This window comes from Exiguobacterium sp. TDN 0502 (assembly GCF_050846835.1).
Classification (GTDB): Bacteria; Bacillota; Bacilli; order Exiguobacteriales; family Exiguobacteriaceae; genus Exiguobacterium_A.
Genome location: NZ_JBOZGJ010000017.1, coordinates 1 through 23,480 on the forward strand (window position 1 = coordinate 1; position 23,480 = coordinate 23,480).

Annotated in this window: 26 protein-coding genes and 1 pseudogene; 12 read left to right on the plus strand and 15 right to left on the minus strand. The window is 48.5% G+C overall.

Features of this window, described 5'->3' with window-relative positions:
- The first annotated feature begins 272 nt into the window (after positions 1 to 272).
- Entirely contained in the window at positions 273 to 653 is a 381-nt protein-coding gene (locus ACRPK8_RS14050) for a VOC family protein (protein ID WP_432238712.1), read from the plus strand.
- Positions 654 to 891: 238 nt separating this feature from the next.
- Positions 892 to 1,131, plus strand: coding sequence for a hypothetical protein (locus ACRPK8_RS14055; RefSeq protein WP_432238713.1), 240 nt, complete (start codon positions 892 to 894; stop codon positions 1,129 to 1,131).
- Between the two features lie 34 nt (positions 1,132 to 1,165).
- Here ACRPK8_RS14055 and ACRPK8_RS14060 read toward each other — a convergent pair whose 3' ends face one another.
- A complete protein-coding gene (locus ACRPK8_RS14060; RefSeq protein WP_432238714.1) occupies positions 1,166 to 1,777 on the minus strand; it encodes a DUF3885 domain-containing protein in 612 nt (203 codons plus the stop codon).
- A 114-nt stretch (positions 1,778 to 1,891) separates the two neighbouring features.
- On the opposite strand from ACRPK8_RS14060, the gene ACRPK8_RS14065 reads away from it, so the two are divergent.
- From ACRPK8_RS14065 to ACRPK8_RS14075, 3 genes and pseudogenes are all read left to right on the plus strand, one after another.
- Complete coding sequence (locus ACRPK8_RS14065; protein ID WP_432238715.1) at positions 1,892 to 2,212, plus strand: GNAT family N-acetyltransferase; 321 nt, start codon at positions 1,892 to 1,894, stop codon at positions 2,210 to 2,212.
- Positions 2,213 to 2,247: 35 nt separating this feature from the next.
- Positions 2,248 to 3,809, plus strand: a pseudogene (locus ACRPK8_RS14070) (IS3 family transposase).
- Between the two features lie 180 nt (positions 3,810 to 3,989).
- Complete coding sequence (locus ACRPK8_RS14075; protein ID WP_432238716.1) at positions 3,990 to 4,928, plus strand: IS30 family transposase; 939 nt, start codon at positions 3,990 to 3,992, stop codon at positions 4,926 to 4,928.
- A 70-nt stretch (positions 4,929 to 4,998) separates the two neighbouring features.
- Here ACRPK8_RS14075 and ACRPK8_RS14080 read toward each other — a convergent pair whose 3' ends face one another.
- From ACRPK8_RS14080 to ACRPK8_RS14090, 3 genes are read right to left on the minus strand one after another with little or no spacing between them, the layout of a single operon-like run.
- Positions 4,999 to 5,958, minus strand: a complete 960-nt coding sequence (locus ACRPK8_RS14080; RefSeq protein WP_432238774.1) for a FecCD family ABC transporter permease — start codon at positions 5,956 to 5,958, stop codon at positions 4,999 to 5,001.
- A gap of 5 nt (positions 5,959 to 5,963) precedes the next feature.
- Positions 5,964 to 6,947, minus strand: a complete 984-nt coding sequence (locus ACRPK8_RS14085) for a FecCD family ABC transporter permease (RefSeq protein ID WP_432238717.1) — start codon at positions 6,945 to 6,947, stop codon at positions 5,964 to 5,966.
- A gap of 59 nt (positions 6,948 to 7,006) precedes the next feature.
- A complete protein-coding gene (locus ACRPK8_RS14090; protein WP_432238718.1) occupies positions 7,007 to 7,927 on the minus strand; it encodes an ABC transporter substrate-binding protein in 921 nt (306 codons plus the stop codon).
- Between the two features lie 183 nt (positions 7,928 to 8,110).
- Here ACRPK8_RS14090 and ACRPK8_RS14095 point away from each other — a divergent pair, with 183 nt between their 5' ends.
- Both ACRPK8_RS14095 and ACRPK8_RS14100 read left to right on the plus strand, forming a co-directional pair.
- Positions 8,111 to 8,854, plus strand: coding sequence for an arylamine N-acetyltransferase family protein (locus ACRPK8_RS14095; protein ID WP_432238719.1), 744 nt, complete (start codon positions 8,111 to 8,113; stop codon positions 8,852 to 8,854).
- A gap of 5 nt (positions 8,855 to 8,859) precedes the next feature.
- Positions 8,860 to 9,330, plus strand: a complete 471-nt coding sequence (locus ACRPK8_RS14100; protein WP_432238720.1) for an NUDIX hydrolase — start codon at positions 8,860 to 8,862, stop codon at positions 9,328 to 9,330.
- Positions 9,331 to 9,374: 44 nt separating this feature from the next.
- Here the strand turns inward: ACRPK8_RS14100 and ACRPK8_RS14105 are convergent, their stop codons facing one another.
- The 3 genes from ACRPK8_RS14105 to ACRPK8_RS14115 are packed head-to-tail and all read right to left on the minus strand — an operon-like array spanning position 9,375 to position 11,696.
- Complete coding sequence (locus ACRPK8_RS14105; protein ID WP_432238721.1) at positions 9,375 to 10,076, minus strand: DUF554 domain-containing protein; 702 nt, start codon at positions 10,074 to 10,076, stop codon at positions 9,375 to 9,377.
- Positions 10,077 to 10,092: 16 nt separating this feature from the next.
- Positions 10,093 to 11,025: a DMT family transporter gene (locus tag ACRPK8_RS14110; protein ID WP_432238722.1), complete on the minus strand. Its 933-nt coding sequence runs from the start codon at positions 11,023 to 11,025 to the stop codon at positions 10,093 to 10,095.
- On the minus strand, positions 11,025 to 11,696 hold the full coding sequence (locus ACRPK8_RS14115; protein ID WP_432238723.1) for a GntR family transcriptional regulator: 672 nt from the start codon (positions 11,694 to 11,696) through the stop codon (positions 11,025 to 11,027). The genes ACRPK8_RS14110 and ACRPK8_RS14115 overlap by 1 nt, the downstream gene beginning before the upstream one ends.
- A gap of 141 nt (positions 11,697 to 11,837) precedes the next feature.
- Here ACRPK8_RS14115 and ACRPK8_RS14120 point away from each other — a divergent pair, with 141 nt between their 5' ends.
- The gene (locus ACRPK8_RS14120) at positions 11,838 to 12,161 is read left to right on the plus strand and encodes a PadR family transcriptional regulator (RefSeq protein ID WP_056061231.1); all 324 of its coding nucleotides are present in this window, start codon (positions 11,838 to 11,840) and stop codon (positions 12,159 to 12,161) included.
- A 1-nt stretch (position 12,162) separates the two neighbouring features.
- Positions 12,163 to 12,921, plus strand: a complete 759-nt coding sequence (locus tag ACRPK8_RS14125; protein WP_432238724.1) for a hypothetical protein — start codon at positions 12,163 to 12,165, stop codon at positions 12,919 to 12,921.
- Between the two features lie 59 nt (positions 12,922 to 12,980).
- Here the strand turns inward: ACRPK8_RS14125 and ACRPK8_RS14130 are convergent, their stop codons facing one another.
- Both ACRPK8_RS14130 and ACRPK8_RS14135 read right to left on the minus strand, forming a co-directional pair.
- Positions 12,981 to 13,553: a GNAT family N-acetyltransferase gene (locus tag ACRPK8_RS14130; RefSeq protein WP_432238725.1), complete on the minus strand. Its 573-nt coding sequence runs from the start codon at positions 13,551 to 13,553 to the stop codon at positions 12,981 to 12,983.
- Between the two features lie 15 nt (positions 13,554 to 13,568).
- Entirely contained in the window at positions 13,569 to 14,804 is a 1,236-nt protein-coding gene (locus ACRPK8_RS14135; protein ID WP_432238726.1) for an MDR family MFS transporter, read from the minus strand.
- 120 nt (positions 14,805 to 14,924) lie between these two features.
- Between ACRPK8_RS14135 and ACRPK8_RS14140 the strand changes: the two genes are divergently transcribed.
- Positions 14,925 to 16,538, plus strand: a complete 1,614-nt coding sequence (locus tag ACRPK8_RS14140) for an ABC transporter substrate-binding protein (protein ID WP_432238727.1) — start codon at positions 14,925 to 14,927, stop codon at positions 16,536 to 16,538.
- A gap of 139 nt (positions 16,539 to 16,677) precedes the next feature.
- The gene (locus tag ACRPK8_RS14145; RefSeq protein ID WP_432238728.1) at positions 16,678 to 17,817 is read left to right on the plus strand and encodes a globin domain-containing protein; all 1,140 of its coding nucleotides are present in this window, start codon (positions 16,678 to 16,680) and stop codon (positions 17,815 to 17,817) included.
- A 50-nt stretch (positions 17,818 to 17,867) separates the two neighbouring features.
- Here ACRPK8_RS14145 and ACRPK8_RS14150 read toward each other — a convergent pair whose 3' ends face one another.
- From ACRPK8_RS14150 to ACRPK8_RS14160, 3 genes are all read right to left on the minus strand, one after another.
- Complete coding sequence (locus tag ACRPK8_RS14150) at positions 17,868 to 18,608, minus strand: sugar nucleotide-binding protein (protein ID WP_432238729.1); 741 nt, start codon at positions 18,606 to 18,608, stop codon at positions 17,868 to 17,870.
- A 337-nt stretch (positions 18,609 to 18,945) separates the two neighbouring features.
- Positions 18,946 to 19,464: a hypothetical protein gene (locus ACRPK8_RS14155; RefSeq protein WP_432238730.1), complete on the minus strand. Its 519-nt coding sequence runs from the start codon at positions 19,462 to 19,464 to the stop codon at positions 18,946 to 18,948.
- A complete protein-coding gene (locus tag ACRPK8_RS14160) occupies positions 19,394 to 20,149 on the minus strand; it encodes an MFS transporter (RefSeq protein ID WP_432238731.1) in 756 nt (251 codons plus the stop codon). Before ACRPK8_RS14160 ends, ACRPK8_RS14155 begins: the two co-directional genes overlap by 71 nt.
- Positions 20,150 to 20,318: 169 nt before the next feature.
- Here ACRPK8_RS14160 and ACRPK8_RS14165 point away from each other — a divergent pair, with 169 nt between their 5' ends.
- A complete protein-coding gene (locus ACRPK8_RS14165) occupies positions 20,319 to 20,636 on the plus strand; it encodes a hypothetical protein (protein ID WP_432238732.1) in 318 nt (105 codons plus the stop codon).
- Positions 20,637 to 20,683: 47 nt separating this feature from the next.
- On the opposite strand, the gene ACRPK8_RS14170 is transcribed toward ACRPK8_RS14165, so the two are convergent.
- The 3 genes from ACRPK8_RS14170 to ACRPK8_RS14180 all read right to left on the minus strand — a co-directional run bounded on the left by ACRPK8_RS14170 (position 20,684) and on the right by ACRPK8_RS14180 (position 23,333).
- Positions 20,684 to 21,613, minus strand: a complete 930-nt coding sequence (locus ACRPK8_RS14170; RefSeq protein WP_432238733.1) for a cation diffusion facilitator family transporter — start codon at positions 21,611 to 21,613, stop codon at positions 20,684 to 20,686.
- Between the two features lie 67 nt (positions 21,614 to 21,680).
- The gene (locus ACRPK8_RS14175) at positions 21,681 to 22,310 is read right to left on the minus strand and encodes a class I SAM-dependent methyltransferase (protein WP_432238734.1); all 630 of its coding nucleotides are present in this window, start codon (positions 22,308 to 22,310) and stop codon (positions 21,681 to 21,683) included.
- A 117-nt stretch (positions 22,311 to 22,427) separates the two neighbouring features.
- Positions 22,428 to 23,333 (minus strand): methyl-accepting chemotaxis protein, encoded by a 906-nt coding sequence (locus ACRPK8_RS14180; protein WP_432238735.1) that lies wholly within the window; start codon positions 23,331 to 23,333, stop codon positions 22,428 to 22,430.
- Positions 23,334 to 23,480 lie beyond the last annotated feature (147 nt).

Here is a 23,480-nt window from a genome sequence, read left to right on the forward strand (position 1 = left end):
CGGTTGGCGGTATGAATATAGGTCTTGCCCATCCTTTTTAGGATGGCATCCTGACGACGAGTGGCATAGACTCGAACTTCTACCGTGACGACTCGACTCATCTTTGACACCTCCTTCATCATAATAATTAACTCCATTATAGATTTACTATAAATGCATTTCATCAGGAAGAACAGTCGGGGACATGAGGTGTCTGAAGACACCCCATCCCCGAACTCGCTATCATCCCACCCCTAAAGGAGTGGGCTTTCTCGCTCGTAAATTCTGTAAAAATGAAGATTGAACATATCGCCCTTTGGGTGGAAGATCTTGAAGGAATGCGTCAGTTTTACGTAACGCATTTTAAGGCGACGGCGGGCGAACGGTATCACAATCCGGCGAAAGGCTTCACGTCGTATTTCCTGACGTTCTCAAGTGGTCCACGCCTTGAATTGATGAAACGGACGGACATTACAGAAAAAGCATCCAATACACTCGGTTATGCCCACTTCGCCTTTTCACTTGGAAGTAAACAAGCGGTCGATGACTGGACGGTCCGGCGGTTACGCAAGGCGGGGGTAATACATCTTGACGGTCCCCGGACGACAGGAGACGGGTACTATGAGAGTACGATCGCCGATCCGGAAGGTAATGTGATTGAGTTGACAATTTAATGATGAAACAAGTAATCCCTCATTCGAATTAGAGTGAGGGATTGTTTGTCGATGACAACCGCTCAATTGTTTTCTGCTTGTTGTTATGTCTTTTGACAGTCAGATGTATGACACGAAATTAATTTAAGCCACATTTAAGCGACTATTACAAAACTCTTTATCTACCAACATTTGTAATGATATGCTTAAAAGAGACAATTTATGACTATACGGATGAATTTTTTAGAGGAGGTAGTCTATGCGGAAAAATCTAGGATGGATCTCGATTGGTATCGTAGTCTTTACTTTCATAACGGTCAAGTTATTGCCTTTCAATGGTTTTTGGGGAACCAATTATATGTTAGTAGGTATTTCACTCGCCCTAATCACTGCCATTCTAAGCCTAAAAAATATGGGGAAAATCCTTGCGTTAACATTGCTCACTTCTCTATTAGTACTTTTTATTTTTTCAGTAATCGGCTTTTTAGCACTAGCTTGAACGTTTCGCTAACCGATGAAAACACGATTGACGATTAACTAATATCATTACGATATTTCTTCTCAAACATATCATACGTCTCTGAATCACCGAACAGAAGGAAACAACCGCGATCATCATAGATATTCATGACGATATTCCGATCCATGTTCACGAAAAAGACTTCCGGATAGTATGTATACGTTTGACGAAATCTTGGTTGTAACGTTGGGAAATCCTGATTGCAGATTGCTTTAATTACACGCTTATAATCTAACGCGTTTTTGTTCGGTAATAACACGGCATATTCGACCACTTGCTCTTCTTCATCAATCACTTTTTCTACGAACTTTATGTTGTATTTATCTTCTCTACTTTTTAAGTGACGGAACACTTTCGTTTCTGAATTTTGATACTTACCGCGCTCACTTCTCACATGCACGACGAAGTAAAGGGACTCCTCTTCTTTGAATAGATTATCAAACAATTCGTTTGATTTTTCGTATACCTGTTTAAAATATTGCTCGTTGATTTCATATGAATTTTTCTTTAACTGATAAAGGTCTTTCACTAAGTCTACGTGAATTACTAAATCCTTCTCAACAAAAGAACGATCAAATAAGTTCACATTCCCATAATGTTTTCTCAAGTATTGTTCTAAGTTCATTCCAAGACTCCTTTAATATGATATGTACAGGTGTACTATTCTGACTAATAATAATCATAAGTTCCACACCGGATTGATTCAATGATTGATACACGTTGAAAGGGAGATGAATAGATGATCATTGATACATTATCGAATCATCCTGAACAATTAGAAGTTGTTGCCACAATGATTCATAACGAATTTGTTCAAAAGAAAAAAGGGACGACATCTTATGATAAAGTAAGAGGATTTTTAGACAAAAAATTAGATGCGTCGTATCCTGTGACATTTGTGGCTTTAGACGATGTCACATGTGTAGGAACCGTCTCCCTATTTGAAAATGACTTGAACAAACGACCAGCCTATACGCCTTGGCTCGCTTCTTTATTCGTTGAAAAAGCGTATCGAAACCAAGGGATGATATGCTCCCCAAAAAGTAGACAGTTGAAATAACAAAAACTGTCCACTTTTTGAAGGGAGCTTTTTCTATGTCTAAATCTAAGTTTTCGCCAGATGAAAAACTACGGATCATTAAGATGTGTGAGGACGGAATCGACTCTATCAAGTCAATTGCCTCGCTCTTCGAGCTTTCAGTCACGACCTTGAATAGATGGAGAGCAAAATATCGTACATACGGCTCCTCAGCACTTTTTGATCGAACAAGATGGACAGGTTATCCAGAAGAACTAAAAATGGAGGCTGTACGCGCAGTTCTGACTCGAGAAGAATCGCTCACTAGCGCTACAGTACGGTTTAATATTTCGAGTTTAAGCGTACTTGCAAGATGGATTCGGAAGTATACTAGTCATAGTACTCAAGGGAAACTATTGAAGGAGCGATCCATTATGACTAAAGGTAGAACCACTACATTCGAAGAGCGTATCCAGGCAGTGATGGACTGTATAGAAAATGGGAAAGACTATCAACGCATCATGGAGACCCATCGGGTCTCGTACCAACAAATCTATAGCTGGGTAAGAAAGTTCGAGAAGGACGGAATCGACGCACTGATGGACCGTCGCGGACGTCAGAAGCCACTAGAAGAATTGACGGATACAGAGCGTTTTGCATTGGAGCTGAAACGACTCGTGAAAGAAAATGAACGTCTACGTATGGAGAACGATTTCTTAAAAAAGTTAGAGGAGATCGAGAGGAGGTCACGTTAAGTCAAATTCGTCTTCAAGACAAATACGAAGCCATTCAATCATCGGTAGAGCAATTCGGTTATCCGATCATCGCCCTATGTCATTTGGCTGGTGTCTCGCGCGCTGCCTACTACAAGTGGTTGCGTCGTATCGGTATACCGAAAGCGCATGAGACGGAGAACATGAAAATCATCGAAGAGATGAACCAGATCCACCTTTCGGTGAACGGAATCTATGGCTATCGACGGATGACATTGAACTTGAAACGTCGTTTCGGAAGAAACGTTAACGCTAAGCGCGTCCGTCGTCTGATGCATGTCGCAGGTATTCATTGCGTCATACGCCGGAAACGTCCTTTGTACATTCGTAATCGTCCTCAACAGACCGCCTAGAACATTCTGAACCGTGACTTCAACGCGGTAGGACCGAATCAAAAATGGGTGACGGATGTCACGGAATTAAAGTATGGTACTTCTCAGAAAGCGTATTTGAGCGCCATTCTGGACCTATATGACGGATCCATCCGCGCCTTCGTTCTAGGGCACTCGAACAATAATCAGCTCGTGTTCGATACGCTTGAACTCGCCCTGCAGGGCGCACCCGGAAGCCGTCCTTTGCTTCATAGTGATCGAGGGTTTCAATATACGTCGCATGCGTTCCGTCACATGACACGCGTGGCAGGCATTACACAAAGTATGTCTCGGGTTGGTAAATGTATTGATAATGGTCCGATCGAGTCCTTTTGGGGAGCGTTGAAATGCGAAAGTTATTATCTACATAAGTTTACGGAGTTCGACGAACTCCAACTTGCGATTCAGAAGTATATTCATTTCTACAATGAAGAACGGTATCAACAACGATTAAACGGCTTGGCTCCATTAGAATACAGAGCACAAGCCGTTTAAAAGATTTTTATTATTTATCCTGTCTACTTGACGGGGAGCAGTTCAGATTCGTCAGGTGCGTACTTTTTTCCTTTGACGAATTGTAATATTAAGTGCAACACTTAGCTGAAAATACAAAAAAACCCATAACGGCCTCGTGTAGAATAGAGTTACCACACCAAATTCAACGGAGGATTCGTTATGAGCTATGTTCATCTTACCACATCAGAAAGAGTCAAAATAGAAACTTATTTAGAGCTTGGATTTTCAATGCGAAAAATCGCTCAGCATCTAGGACGACAGCCGTCCACGATCTCACGCGAACTAAAACGGAATCCCTCTTACAATGCGATCAACGCCGGACGACGTTATGAGATGAAAAAGAAGAATTGTGGCGCACGCACGCTGTTCAGCGCTTCGCTTGGGTCACGCATCCTTTCGAAGCTGCGAGAGACGTGGTCTCCCGAACAGATTGCAGGACGGCTCTCTCGCGAACAGGGACCATCGTACACTACAATCTATCGATGGATATATAAAGGATTCATCAAGAGCGATCTAGGCGTTTTGCGACAAAAAGGCAAGCGTCAAAAGCCACGTGAGACACGAGGTCGCTTCAACATCGGGCTTCCGATCAGTAAACGTCCGTCGGACGTCCGGGGTCGAGAGACTTTCGGACATTGGGAGTTGGATACTGTCGTATCAGGACGAGGACAAACTAAGGCATGTGTCGCGACATTCATCGAACGCAAAAGTCGGTTCTATATCGTACTACCGATGGTCGATCGTTCTTCTCACTCGATGGAACATGCCATCCGAACACTTCATGCTTCTTACCCTTCGGGAACGTTTCAAACCATGACAACGGATCGTGGTAAAGAGTTCAGCTGTCACGAACGGATACAGGATTCCCTCGGTATCCCGATGTACTTCGCAGATCCTTATTCTTCATGGCAGCGTGGCAGCAATGAGAATGCCAATGGTCTTCTCCGTGAGTTCTTCCCAAAGGGAACGAACTTCGGAATAATCAACTTGGCAGAACTGAATCACGCACTTTCTAGAATCAACAATCGACCACGAAAGTGTTTGGATTGGAAAACCGCATACGAGGTCTTTTCTGAAGAAGTGTTGCGCTTAATTTGACAAACCGTCTTTCATAAAAAATGGAGTCCTTCGCGTAATCGCTAGGACTCCATTTTTGGTAGATCGAATATCATGCCGTTCGTTCTCTCCGTAAGAGATACAGGAAGTACGGTACACCGATGATTGCTGTGATCAATCCGGCTGGTACTTCAAGCGGCGGATGAATCCCACGACCGAGCGCATCCGCAACGACAAGTAACCCGCCACCGAGCAACAGCGCCATCGGCAACACTGCGAGATGCTTATGACCGACGAGACGCCGTGCCATATGCGGCGCAATCAAACCGATGAATCCAATCGCACCGACCGTCGCGACGGCAACACCGGCTAGGACGACAGCGAGCGCCAAGAAGACGTGCCGTGTCCGCTGAATCGGTAACCCGAGACCAATGCTGACTTCCTCACTAAGTGATAAGACATCGAGTTGACGGTGTCGATAGAAGAGGATCGCACCGATTACGACGAGCACCGGCGCTAAGATCAACACTTCCTGCCATCCTTTCCCGAATAGACTTCCAGCAAGCCAGACGAGTGAATCGTTCGTCTGGAGTGGAAATTTAATCAACAGGTATTCTGTTCCTGAAGCACAGATCGCACTAACGGCGATACCAAGTAACGCAAACGAACTGCGGGAGACGTTGCCACCCCGCTCAAGCATCATCAACGCTAACATGACGAGTGCTGCCCCGATGAAGGCGGCGAGCGGTGTCAACAAGAGCGGACCGTCCGGCACGAGGGCAATCGTCAAAACGGCGAATAGTGACGCTCCGTTCGTCACACCAATCACGTCCGGCGAAATCAATGGATTACGGATAACACTTTGTAAGATGACTCCAGCAAGAGCGAAACTCGCACCTGCTAAAAAGGCAAGGACCGTTCGCGGCAAGCGGTAATTTTGAACGATGAAGGCATCCTTTCCACCAAAGAATGACTGCCAGAGTTCCGTTACCGATAACTGAATCGAACCGACCGACAGTAAAACGAAGCTCGTGATAAGGACGATTACTGCGACAATCAGGATCCGACGCATGTCTCTCATCGTAATCCCCCTTTCATCTGGCGGCGTGCCAGCAGAAGGAAGAATGGTGCTCCGAGCAATGACGTCACGATACCGACTGGTGATTCATACGGATAGGCAATGAACCGCGCGAGGACATCGGCGTATGTCAACAACAGACCACCGATGACGGCAGCGACCGGCAGAACGATCCGGTAATCTTCCCCGACGAGTCGCCGCGTGATGTGCGGCACCATCAAACCGATGAAGCCGATTGCTCCGGCGACGGCAACGGTGACGCCTGCGAGTAACACGACACTGATGCCGGCAAGCAGACGGATCCGCGTTACTTTTTGCCCGAGTCCGACCGCGACGTCTTGCCCGAGTTGGAAGACAGCGAGCGATTTCGCAAGACTCGCAGCAAGCAGCAATCCGGCAAGCGACCACGGTAAGACGATCCGGAGTTCGAGCCAGCTCGCGTCACTGAGCGAACCGGACAACCAGTACAGGACGTTCGTAATCCGGTCGTTGAACAAAATCAAGCCTTTCGTCAGCGACGTCAGTAAGAGATGAATCGCCATCCCGACAAGGGCGAGTTTTAATGCTGTCATCCCGCGAACGGAGGCGAACGAAAAGACGAGCACCCCTCCGACTAAGGCGCCAGCAAAAGCGAAGTAGATCAGATTTGCCGTTCCGAGCGACGGAAAGACGAGTAGACTGACGACGACGAGAAACGATGCACCGGCATTGACTCCGAACACTTGCGGTGAAGCGAGTGGGTTCCGCGTCACGGCTTGCATGATTGCCCCTGCAACAGCGAGATTCGCTCCGAGCAACAACCCGAGTAAGAGCCGTGGTACGCGCAGATTCGTCAGGACAAGTCCCGCTTTTGATGTCGTGCCACTGATCCATTCTTGGACTAAGTGAATCGGATTCATCTGTGTGATGCCAAAGAACAGGCTACTATAAACCGCTAAGCAACCGAGTAATAAAAGTACGAAGATTAGACGTTTCCGCTGCACCGGATGTTTCCCCTTTCATCAAGACGAAAAGCCAGATTGCTCCGGCTTTTTGTCGTTCGTTATTTCTGTTGTAACAATTGAATCGCTTCGTCGACGATCTGTTCTGCAGCGTCAAGACCACGGTAGCGTGTCCAGAGGTCACGATTGACTTCGTAGACTTCCTTGTTCTTGACTGCCGTGATTTGATTCCAGAGCGGATTGTTTTTCCATTCCTTCAGCAGTTTCGGATCGGCTTCCGCCATGAAGATGACATCCGGATCCCACTTGACCATCTGCTCTAACGTAATCGTCACAGTCGGTTCCGCCGTTTTCGTCACGGCGTTCCCAATCCCGATCTTCTCGAGTAATTCACCGTCAAACGACGTTTCACCGTGTGCCGTCAATGAATCGGCGCGGAAGACACCGACCATGACTTTGCGGTCATCTTTTGGATCCACCTTTTTCTTTGCTGCCTCTAACCGCTCTTCATGCAGCGCAAGACGATCGTCCATCTGTTTTGTTTTACCGACCGCTTCCGCAATCGTCTTGAACGAATCGATATTTTGTTCGTACGTTGCATTCCGACTCTTCAGGATGATCGTCGGTGCGATTTCTTGTAATTGTTTATAGATTCCTTTATGGCGATTGAAGTCGCCGATAATTAAATCTGGCTGCAAGGAACTGATCACTTCGAGGTTCGGTTGTTGGCGTGTACCGACTTCCGTGAACGAGATGTCTTTTCCGAGTAGTCCGGAGACATCGGTCTTGTTTTCTTGTGCGATCCCGACTGGTGTGATGCCAAGTTCGTCTAATGCATCGACAAATGAGAATTCGAGGGCAACGACCCTCTTCGGTTTCTCTGGCACCTTCGTTTTTCCTGCTTCGTGCGTGATTGTCCGCGTCTTTTGATTTGTTTGTTCAGCTTGACCTGAACAGGCCGCAAGCATCAAACTGCTCAACACGAGGAGCGTCAACGCCGTCATCCAAGTTTTGCGTCTCATGGTGAGACCTCCTTTAATTCGTGATTCGATATTGAGAATCATTCTTAATTAATCCTATCTCAGCATATCAAAGATTTCCATCAAGCAAAAGGCTTATCCTTATTTTCAGATAATATAGGTTAATAGCAACATTTTCTGAAGCATTATGGGATAATCAGGTAGTGAATAAAGGAGGAACTTGAGATGAATTGGATGAAAGACTTGGCACGGCGTATCGAATTTCCACTCGAGACGATCACATTCGATCAATTACCTCGTTTACTGGAAGCCTTTGCGTACCATTTGCCGTTCGAGAATACGACTGTCCTTGAGAAACGAGTCCGTCCGTTTAACGACGACCGCTTCATCGAGACATTCTTGACGGAGCAACGCGGCGGTGTCTGTTATGACTTGAACGGACTGCTGCATCGTGTTTTGCAGGAACTAAACTGTCCGGTGCGACTCGTGCAAGCGACCGTCTATGATCAAAAATCTGCCGCCTGGTCAGCGACAGGACCGACCCACGTTGCAATCATCTGGAATGAGACACACCTGCTTGATACCGGCTTCGGCGTCAATTTACCGCTCGTTCCGGTTCCGTTAAGTGGGGAGACGGTTCATTCCGCAAGCGGCAGTTACCGCATTAGCACAGAGGATGTTCTCGAAATTCAGCGGACAGGACAGGTAGAATTCGTGACTGGCTACAAGTTCGACCGTGAGACAGCCATTACGACGAACGACTTATCGAAAATGGAACAGATCATTCAGCAGAGCGACGCTTCGCCGTTCAACAAAGGTCGTCTCGTCGCGATGCGGACACCAAGTGGACAAAAGACGTTGACCGAGCGGACATTACGAATCGAAGACACAACGACGACTGAATTGCCGGTCGCTGGTCCCGCTCAATTCGAGATGCTATATCAGACACACTTTTTAGGACAGGAGTAATCAACATGGATCGATATACGCTTTGTTTAATCCGTCACGCGGACCACTTTTTACTCGTCAATCGACAAAAGCGACCGGCGATGGGCATGTGGAATGGCGTCGGCGGTAAGATCGAACCGGGCGAGACACCGGAAGCTGCCGTCATCCGCGAGACGTTCGAAGAGACCGGCATCACGTTAGACACGGTGACACCAAAAGGCATCGTTCGCTTACACGGGGAAGAGACGTCCGGGATGTATCTCTATCTCGCTGATCTACAAAACCGTCCGTTTGCGACACCGGTCATGACGGTCGAAGGCATCCTCGATTGGAAATCGCTCGACTGGATCTTAAACGACGATAACATGGGAATCATCAGCAATCTCCGGCACTACTTACCGGTCGCCCTTTCAACGAATCAACCGTTATTGCATGACTTCCATTACGATGGACATACGATCACTGCCTATTCATCGGACGCGTTAATCGAGACCTAACACAACATCCCCGCTCGTCCTCTCGGACAGGCGGGGATGTCTCGTTAGAATAGATGTAAGCCCGTCACGATGACCGCAACGATGACGATTCCTGGTAACAAGTTCGCAACACGAATCTTCGTGATGCCAGCAAGATTAAGACCAATCGCCGCAATCATCACCCCACCAGTCGCCGTCATCTCCAAGATGAATTCCTGCAGGACGGCGTCGGGAATGAATTTCGTGATTGCAACGGCACTCAGTGCAATCGCCCCTTGATAGAGAAAGACAGGAATCGCCGAGAACATGACACCGATCCCGAGCGTTGAACTGAGGACGAGTGCCGTAAACCCGTCAATCAACCCTTTCGTATACAGGACGTCGTGATCCTGACGTAGTCCACCGTCGAGCGCTCCTAACACGCCCATCGCGCCGATGACGAAGATCAACGTCGCTGTCACGAACCCTTCCGCGATGTTCGACGGACGCCCGCGACTGATCTTACGTTCGAGCCACGCCCCCATCCGGTCGAGTTTCTCATCGAGCCGGAACCATTCGCCGATCGCGCCACCAAGGACGAGACTCCCGATGACGATCAAGAAGTTCGTACTTTTCATCCCCATCTGCATCCCGAGCACGACGACGGCTAGACCAATCGCTTGCAAGACGGTCTCCTTCATGCGTTCCGGAATCCGGTGGAACATCAATCCAAGCAACGTCCCGATGATGATCAGGACGGTATTGACGAGTGTACCTGTTAAAACCATCTGACAGCCTACTTTCTCAATTGATTTTTCGTTTAGCGGAACGAACGACGGTTCGCTCTGCCTGATTCAAACTATGCAATGTCATCCCGAGCATGACGAGGATGATGCCGAGTGTCGCGAGTCCCGTTGGCAGTGCCGCGTGGAGGAAAAGAATCTCCCCAAGAACGGTAAAGACGATTTCAAACGACTGGGTCGCTTCAATCGCAGCAAGACGGACCGGTTCTGTCCGGACGAGCGACGTCGCGTAAAAGAAGAGCGACGTTGCGATGACTCCGGAGAACAAGGCGACGAAACCGGACTGGGCAGCTTGACTGACACTCGGTAAGCCGACCTGTATGTAGGCAATCGCGGAAAGAACGATCCAAAACGGTAGACTGGCGAGCGTCATCCCAAGAATCCGTTCGAACACATCGAGCTGATCCCCGTAGCGTTCCATCATCTTCCGGTTCCCGAGCGGATAAGCAATCGCCGCGCCGAGCACCGGTAAGGCACCGAACAGGAGTGACTGGAGCGACAGGCTTCCTGCGACTGATAGTTGCATGACGACGACACCGAGGACAATCAGGACAGAATACTTGAGTGCCGACCACGGAATCCGTTGGTTGAATAAGGGCGCGAGCAGCGGTCCCGCTAGAATCGTCAACTGCCATGTCCCGGCAATCAACCAGCCTGGTGCGTAGTCAGCAGCAAGACAAATGCTCCCGTAAAACAATCCAAAGCCGATCGTTCCATACAGTAACCAAAAGCCGATATCGGCTCGAAGCGCCTGTACGACGCGCCCGATCCCGCGACGTAGCAAAACGATGCCGATAAAGAACGGCAACATCAGGAAAAAGCGGAGTGACGCACTATAGATCCAGTGACCGCCTGCCCCTTGCATTGATTGATTGAGAATGAACGTAACAGCGAAGAACATCGCTGCGAGTATGCCGTAGAGAATCGGTCGCATCAGCTCTCCTCCTTTTTTAATGTCGAGACGAGTAGACGACCGAGTCCGTTCCAGTTATGCTCCGTCGCTTGGACGAGTTGTTCGATGTCTCGTTTTTCACACGCGTTCAAAATCGCGGCATGATCGGCAATCGACTGGCGTCCGAGTTGATCAAACTGAGCATATTCGAGCCGGCGGATCAACGGAGTCAATCGGCGGATCGTCTCCCGTAGTTGATCGTTCTGACTGCGCTCCACGAAGACATCGTGAAAAGCATCGTCAAGCGCCAGTGCCGTTTCCGTCTCCTGCAAATCAATCGCTGTCGTGAACTGGTGATGGATCGTTTGAAGTTTCGTTAAGTCGTCTTCCGTCAGCTGTGGACCGGCAAGTCGTGCCGCTAACGCATGCAGTGTCGCGATGATCGGATAGGTTTGCTGTGCCTGTTCAGCATCGAGTTCCGTCACAATCGTCCGTGAGCCCCGTTTGGCAAAAATCAATCCCTCCTCTTCGAGTCGTTTCAAGGCTTCGCGGACCGGCGTCCGACTGACGCCGAACGCTTCCGCGAGTGCTTGATCGTTCACCTTCTCGCCTGGGGCAAGACGTAAGGTGATGATATGGTGTTGCAGGCGCCGATACACTTCCTCACTTAAAGGAAGTCGTGCAATGGATAAGTCATCAATTGTAGGTTTCATACAAGTAATATATTACATATTAATCTGTTATGAAAGCTTCTTCCTCAAATTCATTGGATTTATTTTACACACTACCTTGCAATACAAAATAGCATAGCGTATCATTACCTTGTAATACCAAGTAGCGAAAGGAAGATGCGGATGTCATCGACGCAAATGTTAAAAGGAATTCTCGACGGCTGCTTACTCGCACTGATTGCGGAAGAAGAGATTTATGGCTATGAACTGGCGACCAAACTCAAAGCGTATGGTTTCGCTGACATTAGCGAAGGGACGATCTACCCTTTATTGATCCGAATGCAAAAACTGGACTGGATCGAAGCAACCTCACGCGTCTCTCCGTCCGGTCCAAAACGAAAGTACTATTCGATCACGACGAGCGGTGTTGAAGAACTCGCCGCCTTCAAGCAAAGATGGCACCACCTTTCGACGAGTGTCGAAAGCATTTTAAAGGAGGACGAATGAGATGACCCTATCGACGGAATCTACACGATTTTTGGAAGACTTAAAGGTATATCTACTTGCTTCGGGTAAAAATGAACAGGCGACGAATGAGATCGTTACCGAACTCGAAGATCACCTGATCGAAGCGGAAGCGGACGGGAAATCGGTTCGTGCGATCACCGGTGACAGTCCTGCAGACTACATCCAGTCGATTTCGAAAGAGATGGCGTTCGATCCGAAAGAAGCGTTTTGGATTGTCTTGCAAGTCTTTCTCGGCGCATCGAGTTTTCTCTATCTCCAAAAACTCTTAAATGGTATAACGACGTTCAGTATCCTGCTCGTAGGTGGCTTCCTCCTAATTAGTGCCTTTTACCTGACGACTCTGGCGTTTCTTTTCCGTCAAGATGCTTTACGTGATGGCGCACGCCCTCGTATCATGCGTTACGGGATTCATGGTAGCGTTCATCTTTTATTAATCATCGGACTACTAGTCGTCAATGGAATTATCGATTCGCCAAAGATCACGTTATCTCTAAGCGTCGGTTGGTTACTTGGTGCCCTATTGATTATCTGGATACTCGTCACGGCATGGAAGACGAAAACATGGATTTTGCCGATTGCATTGTTCGTCTTTTTCGTACCCCAACTATTACTTCTATCTCTGTTTGATTTGTCAAAGATCACTGCTGTGCTCGTTAGTTATGTTTTGACCTCCATAACGATTGCAGTCACTTTTATCCGTGAATCTAAACAAGATCAGTCAAAATCCCCAAGTCACTAAAGAATTTGCTTTCGTTCTAATAGTAAAAAACGACCTCAGCGATGAGGTCGTTTTGTGTATTACGTATTTTTTATGCCTTGCTCTACTTCATACCGCTCACGCGTCCAATTGTAGACATGACTCGTCACGGTCCGTCCGTCAATTCGCTCCAAGACGAATGGTCGATCAAGGACATGCGTAAAGCCTAATTTTTCAACGACACGGCGTGATTGATCGTTGAAATCAAAGTGTCCACACCAGACGATATCGACTGGTAACTCACGGAAGATGAAATCGAGCATCGCTTCGACGATTTCTGGCATCCGCCCTTCTCCCCAGTAGTTTGGCGCAAGGACATAACCAATTTCAACTTGACGATCATGCGTGATTGACTCATCCGGACGACGATTGAAGTGAAAACCAAAGCTCCCAATCACTTCTCCGGTCTCCTTATCGGTGACTGCATATTCGCCAGGTGACGCTTGAAAGATCCCGATCACTTCGCGACTCTCGTCAAGCGAGGCATGCGGTGCCCAACCTGCCTTTGGTCCGACGTTCGGATCCTTTGCGTAAGCATACAGTGCTTCTGCATCGTCTTCTTGCCAACGGCGCAAAAGGTGCCGTGGTGTTTCTAATGTATCTGGTAAATTCATCTCGATTCCCCCTTATTAAGATACGTTTCGCTGCCGCGCGACCGATTCCTTCACGAACAGACTCGTGTAGACTAAACCGAAGCCCGTCAAAAGAATCAATCCGAGGTAAACACTCATCATCGACGGGATTAAAAATGTCCCGACTAAAATCGTCGACCGGGAAAGTAAGTCGGCTCCGGCAAACGACGTTCCCGCAAACGCTGAGTATGCCCCGCGTTGATCGGCTGGCATCATGTTCGCTTTTTGTGTATTCAAGACCGGTGAGTAGAGCAACTCGCCGATCGTTGCGATGAAGATGAAAACCATCAGTGCCGTCATACTGTTGGCACTCGTCACGACGACATATCCGATCGTGTACAGCATCAGACCTGCAGCAAGCGTCCGCCGTGGCGACAAGCGCTTCGCGAGCCGCTGGACGATGAACGTCAACGTGACGACGAGTAACGTATTTTCAATGTTGATGATACTCATCATCCGGACGCCGTTGATTGACCAACCGGCAAACGATAGCGGTTCGAACGAATCGGCGAGGCGGACGGCGACGTAACTCCCCATCGAAAATTCAGCCGCTAAGATACACATTGAACCGAAGACGACTCTGACGAATGGGCGGTCTTGCCAGGCGAGCTGATAACTGTTGAAGATATCGCTGAGAACGCCACGTAATTTTTGTCGTTGCCACGTCCGCGGTGTGTCGTCGAGAAACAGGTAGTAAGCGATCGGTAAGACGGATGACGTAAAGCTCAAGATCCAAAACAACAGCAACTGGTTACTAACGTAAAGCCAGCCACCGAGCGCCGTTCCGATGGCGATTGAGAGATTGATCAGCCAGTAGTCGAGCGCGTAGACCGCTTGGCGGTTTTCCTTCGTCGTCGCATCGATGATGATTGCGCTCATTGCCGGGCGACCAAGGTTACTCGTCACCGAGAAGACGGCGTAAATGACCATGAACAGCAACATCCAGTCGAGTGATAAGGAAATCGTCATCGTGATGAACGTCAATGCCGTGAGCGTCGATGTCGTGACGAGCAGCCGTTTACGGGAAAAACGGTCAGCGAGATATCCGCCGAGTAGATTGGTAATGAAGCTGACGAAGACCATCGCAATCAAAAACGCACCAGCAACGACTTCGTTGAATGCCTTGACGAACAAGAGAGCCATGAACGGCATGATCGAAAACGAGACAGCCCGGTTAAAAAACGATGTGATGAGACGTACTTTAATTGGTTTCGGTATTTCTTTCCATTTCATATTGTCACCTTCCATTCTCTACCTGTATCATAAACAAGACAATACATAAGAAAAATGGACGTCATTCAAAAAAGATGTCCCCTTTTAAGGAGGATGAATGAGATGGATGCTTATCTTTTTATGTTATGGAAGACTTGCCGAAATGGACATTACTCAATCGCGACACTTGCGGATGCCATCCATTTAAGTCCTAAACAAACAAAACGATATCTCAATAAATGGCAGGATGAAGGCTGGATTGACTATACGAGTGGTCGTGGACGAGGCAATTTGAGTGAACTCGTCTGGTTGCGCCACGTTGAACGCGAGTATGCGAAACGGATGCTCGAGCGAATCGACCGTGACTCAATCGAATCAGTAACAGAGGAATTAACGTGGGACTGGTCACCGGCGCAAGCCGGACGGTTCATGCGCCAACTCGAGCGAAAGTTCGGCTATACGCAAACGACATCAGACGCTTTACTGATTCCTCGGAAACGCAACTTCCTGACGACACACCCGTTAGAAGCAGCGGACATCCATAGCGCTCACCTCGTCCAAAACGTCTTCAACCGCCTGTTTACAATCGATAGCGACGGCAATATTCAGGGCGAACTCGCACATCACTATGTCTGGAATGGTCCGACACTCAGCCTCTTCTTACGTAAGGACGTCCGCTTTCATGACGGTTCGCTCCTGACGAGTAAGGAAGTAACGAAGAGTCTGCGTGCCTTGATTGCCTATCCCGCTTACGCTTATTCCTATCGGCACGTCAAACACATCGTCTCGAACGGTCCGTACCGCGTCGATCTCACACTCGATCAGCGTCGGAGTTCGATTTTGCCGCAACTGGCCTCGATTCATACGAGCATCATCAAAGACGGCATCGGGACGGGAGCGTTCCAACTTGCACAACATGACGATAAAAAAACCGTTCTAACGGCATTTCCGAGTTACTTCGGCATCCGCGCCCTGCTCGACCGGATCGAGTTCATCCAGATGCCGGAGCAATACGATCCGGTCTACCGGACATCGGCTTCTGACTCCAGTCCGATCGATACGATCGCAACGCAGTCCGGCTTTGGTCTCGTCTTGCTTCATCCGCGGGCAGGTGGTCCGTTCGAGTCCGCTGAAGCGCGACATTATATCCATCGTCTCGTTGCAGAAATCCGTGGTAACATCCATGCATTTGAGGAACGCGCACAACCGAACGACTGTGGTTTTCTTGAGTCCTATAGTCAACCGTATACTGTCCCGGATGGTCCTGCCGTTTTGTTCACGCAACCGATCCGAATCAAGCTGACTGATTTTACGGACAAGGTGACACGCTGGCTCTGTCAGCGATTTGATCAGGACGGAATTCCGTATGAGTTCGTCGCGGTCGGGTTTGAAGAGAGCATCACCGATTTCCATGCGTACGATACGATCGATCTCGCGATCCATGCGGAAGTGTTCGAGCGAAATCTACAGTATGCGTTTTATCAGTTCATGACGAATACGTTCTCACCGCCTATCCGCCTGTTTCAACAGATGCCAAAGATGCTGAGATGGATTGAACAATACGATGCGACACCGTTCGAAGACTGGCTCCCGATTCACCAAGCAATCGAGCGTTACTTGATCGACGAATCGTATTTCATTCCGTTCTATCATGATACGCGACTGATTCCGTATCCGATCGAATTGCAAAACATCACGATTGATTCATTCGGTTATTTTGACTTCGCCAAGCTCTGGATCTCTAATCAATCGTGACGAATCCTTGTCGAAATTTTGACCTGCTTGTGACAAAACACACGATGTTCATTAATCTAGTATTTTAAATGTTGTATTAAAATGGCGCGTACGAAATACTAAGACTGTCTTCATTACTTAGCGAAAAGGAAGTGGTCTTATGTTATCAACCTCTACCATTCAAATCGTCCAATCGACGGTACCAGTCCTTGCGGCTCACGGCGCAGCAATCACGAAAGTCTTCTATCAGCGACTGTTCCTCGCTCACCCGGAACTGAAACACGTCTTCAATCAAACGAATCAACGAAGCGACCGACAATCGCAAGCACTTGCGACGGCTGTTTATGCCGCTGCTGCTCACATCGATCGACTCGAGACGTTAAAACCAGTCTTGTTACCGGTTCTTCATAAACACCGTAGTCTACAAATCAAACCGGAGATGTATCCACTCGTCGGTCAAGAATTACTCGGAGCGATGCAAGACGTCTTAGGTGAAGCAGCGACGCCGGAGATTTTGCACGCGTGGGGTGAAGCGTACGGAGAGATTGCCGATCTGTTCATCGCCCTTGAAGCTGAACTATACGCGCAGGACGAGCAGGCGAAAGGCTTTTCCGGTTATCAGTCCGTCGAGATTTCTGACATTCAGGAACAAGCAGACGGCATTCGCTCGCTGACTTTTAAAACGGACGGTCCGCTTCCTGCTTATCGAGCAGGCCAATACATCACGGTACGGATTCAAGATCAAGACGGCTTATGGCACAATCGTCAGTACAGTCTGACGACGGCATCGAACACGACGACCTATACGATTGGCGTCAAACGAGAAGGGATCGTCTCCGACTACTTACATGCAGCTCGCATCGGTGACACGGTGTTGATCAGTGCGCCAGCAGGTGCTTTCACGCTTGATGCATCCGACGAACCCGTCGTTCTGATTGCTGGTGGGATCGGCATTACACCAATGCTTGCGATGGCAGACGAAGCGTTAGCTGCCGGACGACGCGTGACGTTACATCACGCTGTCCAGGATGAACGCAATCGTCCGTTTACAGAACAACTCACCTTACTCGAGCAACGTGGCGCGCACGTCGTTCGTTACGCGGAGCACCAGGCAACGGATCAAGCGGGTCGCCTGCCAAAAGACATCATCGCAAGCATCAAGGATCCGACTTACGTCTGTGGCCCGCAAGCAATGATTCAATTTGTCATCGAACACTTTACGGCGTCACCAGATAAACTGCATTACGAAATCTTTGGACCGGCACTCGCTTTTACAGCGGAAACACCAGTCACGCAGTAAAAAAACATCCCGCTCTCTTTGACGCGTGTCAAAAAGAGCGGGATATTTGATTAGTGGGGGAATCGTTCTGATAACGGACGAACCAAGACGACGTCCGTCGCCATCCGATTGTCGCGGCGTGGTTCATCAACTGGTTCGATCGTCCAGTTTTTCGCGTGGAGTGTATTTAAGGCACGCGCTAAATCGTACATCGAATAACGATCGTTGCCGTTCAACTGATAGAGTCCCGCTTCGCATTCCAGTAAAATCGTAACGAGCGCTTCTGCCGTATCTTCAAGCAACGAACTCGACGGATACCAGTTTCGACTCGCTCGAATGACGCCGTGTTGCTTCATCTCGTTCGTAAAGAAGTCGACCATGTTGTTCGAACCTGCCTTCGTTCCGATTTGCCAGCCGATCCGAACGATTTTCGCATGCGGATCGATTGCTTGGATTACTTGTTCGCAAGCAATCTTATAGGCGCCATACTCATCGGTCGCATCAGGCATCGTGTCCTTTTCAATCGGTGCCGGCACGTCGTCCGAGAAAACAGACACCGTACTCGTGAAGAAGAATGGAATCTTATACTCTTGGCATAGGCGGGCGAGTGCTTCCGTCCAACTGACAGACCCCATCCCGATATGTAAGAAGTAATCCGGTCGTTCGGTTTCTAAAAATGTCCGCATCGCGGATTCATCGGTCGTCGAGACTTTCGTCCGGTCCCACGCGACTGTTTTGACGTCGTGTTTTGCTAAAACGTCCGCAACGACGGGCGCTACCGTTCCGTTCATGCCTGTAATGATCGCTTTCATGTAAAATCCTCCTTTATGTTTTTAAATACAAAATCGTAAAGCTACTCGCTTCTTCAGTGTACACATGAATCTTTAAATCGCCATACAAAAAGCGCCCGTCATCCGATTATAAACCGGCAGACAGACGCATGGATTGTTTTTAGGATTACTTCGATACACCTTCCGTAGCCATCCGGCGCCACAATACATTTAAAAAGACCGTCATCCCGCTGATCGGGATCAAAAACAATAATGCCGTGACCCATAAACTCTCCATCGACTCCACTCCTCATCGTTCATTTCTATTTCTAGTGTACAAAGATGCGAAACCGCTTACCTCCACCTCAAGGCGGATATTTCATCCGACCTTGTCCTGTCGTACCTCCGTGAAGGACACGGTACGATGAATGAGTAACCAGATCCCGGTCATCACGAGACCACTTAAGGCAAACAGCAGAAAAACGAACGAGATACTAAAGAGCGTCGTCAAGTACGATGACAGACTGTAACAGAGCGCAGAACATGCTGTCGAAGCTGCGACCATCGCGGTCCGGACCCGTCCGAGTAAGTGCGCAGGCGTCGAACGCTGCAACAAGGTCGAGAACGGAATCCCGAACAATGTCAGTGCCATACCGAGTAAGACGAACCCGCCGATTGCAAGGGGAACGGACGAGACATAAGCAACGATCGCAATCGAAAACCCTTGCAGTACGACAGCGACGCGAAACAACGTATCTTGTCGAACGGAAATGACCCATTTCCCGTAGATAAGCGACATCGCAATCCCCCCGATCACCGTCGCCAGCTCAAGCGCCGAAAAGGTCTGCGCATTCCCCGATAAGACGTCCTTGGCATATGGTGCAAGTAAGGTGTTCATCGGTGTAATCATCCAGTTCGCAAGAATCGCACAGCCGAGAATCCATTTCAGGTGTCCGTCTCGAACGACATGGCGTATCCCTTCGAGTAATGCTTCGCGGTAGGATCCGTGACGTGCCTGCGACCTGCCCCGTCAAATGCCGGACGAGGACCCAGGCGACGAGATGCAGACCAAGATCAAGCCATAAAATACTCGAAATCGAGAAATGAGCAACCATCATCCCACCGAGTAGGAATCCACTTAACGTCCCGATTCGCTCGATCGTTGCAAGATAAGCATTCGCTTGCGGCAATTGTTCATCTTCGACTAAATCAACGACCCACGTAAACACAGCATTCCCGCCGACGATTTGCAGGATCGTTTGAACAACGAGTAAGCCGAGTATCCAGGGCAAAACGACGTCCGACAGTCCGATTCCCGCTAACGTAATACCTAGTGCCAGCAAGCGGATCAGTAAGGACGTTTGATAGAGCGACGCACTGACGAACCGGTCAATCCACGGACCGACGAACGTCGAGACGAGAAAACGAATGACGAACACACCGGTCGCGAGCAACGCGACACCGGAAGCGCTGACCTCTTCTGCACTCAGCCAGTAAATCGCGATATAGACGAAACTCGTTCCGACGGTCGACAACACATCCGAGATATACATAAAACGAAACGCACGTGACATGATTTCCATTTCCTTTCCTAAATAAGTCACTTTCCTTTCATCTTACATTTTTTTCTAGTCACTGCCCATTCTTTTTTTCGTCATCGCATCGTCATCGTCTGTTAAGGCATTCTCATCTCTCTGTAACAGTCACGACATGTTCGTTCGCTATACTAATATGCAAGGGAGGTGAAGATCCATGAAAACGCAAACGCGTTATGACTATGAAACCGAACACGAACAGGTGGACGTTCCATCCGAGACACGACTTGGCTACTATTTTCTGCTCGTCGTCTTACCACTTGGTCTTGCGCATCTCGTCCAGTCGCTTGCTCCTTCGCCGGATCAACACCACTCGGCTATTTTGACGGGTTTGACGTTCTTATCCATCATCGTATTCATGTACTTAGGTAACCGGGCTGTCGGAAATGCAAAAACGACGTTTTTCGGATACTCGATTTTTCTGAGCATCAGTTTATTCGCTACATTGCTCCTACCGACGGTCCCTCTCATTTGAGCATAACGAAACGAGCGCACGTCCTCTGTGGACGCGCGCTCGTTTTGTTAATGGCTATGCGATTGCTGTTTGCCGTCACAATATAAAGTGCTGCCATGATCGTGCTGTTTGGTCTCAACCTGAATCGTCGCGTGATCAATTCCGACATGCTTTAAGTCATGATCAATCTGTTCCCGGATCGACTCCGACTCCCGGACCGTCATGTCTGCCTTGACGACGACATGACAAGACAAGGCGTTGTACCCACTCGTGATGGACCAGATATGCAAATCGTGCAAACCGAGGACGGCTTCGTTCGTTTGAATCGTTGAGACGACCTGGTCGATATCGACGTCACTCGGTGTTCCTTCCATCAAGACGTGGATCGATGCTTTCGTCACATGATAACCGCTCCGTAAGACGAGGAGGGCGACGATGACACTGGCGATCGGATCCGCCCATCCCCAACCGAAGAAAATGATCAATAGTGCGGCAGCGATTGCTCCGATTGATCCAAGCATATCGCTGAGGACATGCAGGTACGCGCCGCGCATGTTCAAGTTGTCCTCATGACCACCGCCGCGTGTCATGATCCAAGCAACGAGGAGATTGACGAGTAATCCAAGAACACTGATGATCAGCATCCCAGTCGTTGCGACATCCGGCGGATCGAGGAATCGTTGTACCGCTTCAACGAAAATGTAGAGCGCGATGACGATCAGTGCCACTCCGTTAAAGATGGCTGCGAGAATCTCAAACCGTTTCGAACCGTATGTCTTGTTTGCATCCGGTGTTTGGTTTGAGAACTGAAATGCCAGCAGGGCGATCGCTAAGGAGATTGAGTCACTGAGCATATGCCCGGCATCCGACAGCAAGGCGAGACTGTTCGTCCAAAAGCCGCCGATGACTTCGACGATCATGAACAACGTGATGATCAGAAACGACAGGCGCAGGACCTTTTTGTTCTCCGTATGATGATGGTGATGATCGTGTGCCATGACGTTACCTCCCTTTTTTCTTTCATTCAAACGTCTATTTGAATTATAACGCGTCACCGATGTCCGGTCAACGGGCTCTCTCTTTATATCCCACGAGCGCTACCGTATGAAACGAACGAATGACCGGACCGCGCTTGATTGCGACATTCATGAAGCCGGCTTGTTCAGCAAGGGGAATAAATTCTTGTTCGATTTGTTTTTGAAGATCTAGCCACTCGCTCCCCGCTTTTCCATCACAGTATGTCAATACGAATCGTCCACCTGGTCGTAAGGCGCGATGCATTTCTTGAAGCGTTCGACCGACAGATTCCCAAAAATAGATCGTATGAATGCTAAAAATTCCGTCGACCGTCTCATGGAGTAGTGTTAAGTGATTGAAATCGGCTTGTTGAATCGTCGCACGTTGTGCTTGAATCGCGCGGCGATTTCGGACAGTTGCTGACCGGACCATCGTTTTTGAGAAATCCAGTCCCGTAACATGGTTCGCATCTGTTCGCGAAAGCAAATAGGAAACAGCATGCCCTGCTCCCGTGCCGAGTTCTAGAAATGCTTCTCCTGCCTCCACACGAAGTAAGTCAATCGTCCATTTCATCTCTTCATGATGTTGCCGGACCATGATTTCACCAATGGATGTACCGATGATTCCGCGTGGTTTCGCATACTGTTGATCGATGAATTGATTCCATAATGTCTTCATATTCTTCCTCCTAACTATCTATTTCCTATGACTCCAGTATCATGCCCTAAATCATTCAACACAATCAAAAAAGCAATGTGATTTACTCACATTGCCGAAATAGCGCATGTATTTCCATTAAATGAACGACCGGAAGTCTTCCGTTTGTTGCTCAAGCTGGTGTGCGACCTCTTCAATTGCTGTAAACCGTTGCATCGTCTCTTTCACTGTCGCAAGGCTTGATTCGACCTCGAGATGCGACGCTTCAATTTTTTTCATCATTGTCATGATATGACGGTTCATCGTTTCCGTATTCGTACGCACTTCGACGACTGCACTGCCGACTAAATCCGATAAGTTTTTGACTTCGCTTGCGACGACCGTAAAGCCTTTACCATGTTCGCCAGCACGCGCTGCTTCGATTGCCGCATTTAATGACAACAGGTTCGTTCGGGCAGCGATTTCCTTGATCGTATCAGCAATCTTCGTGATTTCGATTGCTTGAGTATACAACGTCTCAAACGTTTGTTGATTTTCAGCGGTTTCACTAGCAATCGTGTGCATCGTTTCTTGTAGTTGAATCCCTTCTAATGAACCTTGGATGGACTGTTGATTCAGTCCTTCAGCGAGTGTCTGGAAACTTTTCGCATACCCTTGCACACGGTCGATCCGGTCCGTGATGTTACTTGCAATCTTGACGACACCGACGACCTCTTCTCCTTCAAAAATCGGCATGTAGGTGGCTTCAAGCCATAGGATGTCGCCCCGGGCGTCAACACGCTTGATTTTATCCGCCGTACTAAATCCAGAAAACAAACGTGTCCAAAATTCCTGGTACTCACGGCTGTTCGCGAATTCAGGTGTACAGAACGCATGATGATGAAGACCAATCATCTCGTCCCGCTTATATTTCATCGTTTTCGCAAACAAGTCATTGACGTCAACGACACGTCGTTGTCGATCAAAATAAATCATCGCGACGTTCGCTTCCAGGCTCGACAAAATTGCTGGAGAGCGCAGCGGTCTCGGTAAGGTCTCGTTCATGATGTCATTCACTCCTTCTTGCAGTTTCCATGTTCTACGACAGTTTCGTATTCGAACATCCTGTACCTATCTATCGACATCAATTGACCTTTGCTACAGTGCGATTCATAACATTTTTTTAAGTATTGCTAAAAATTGTAGCGTGTG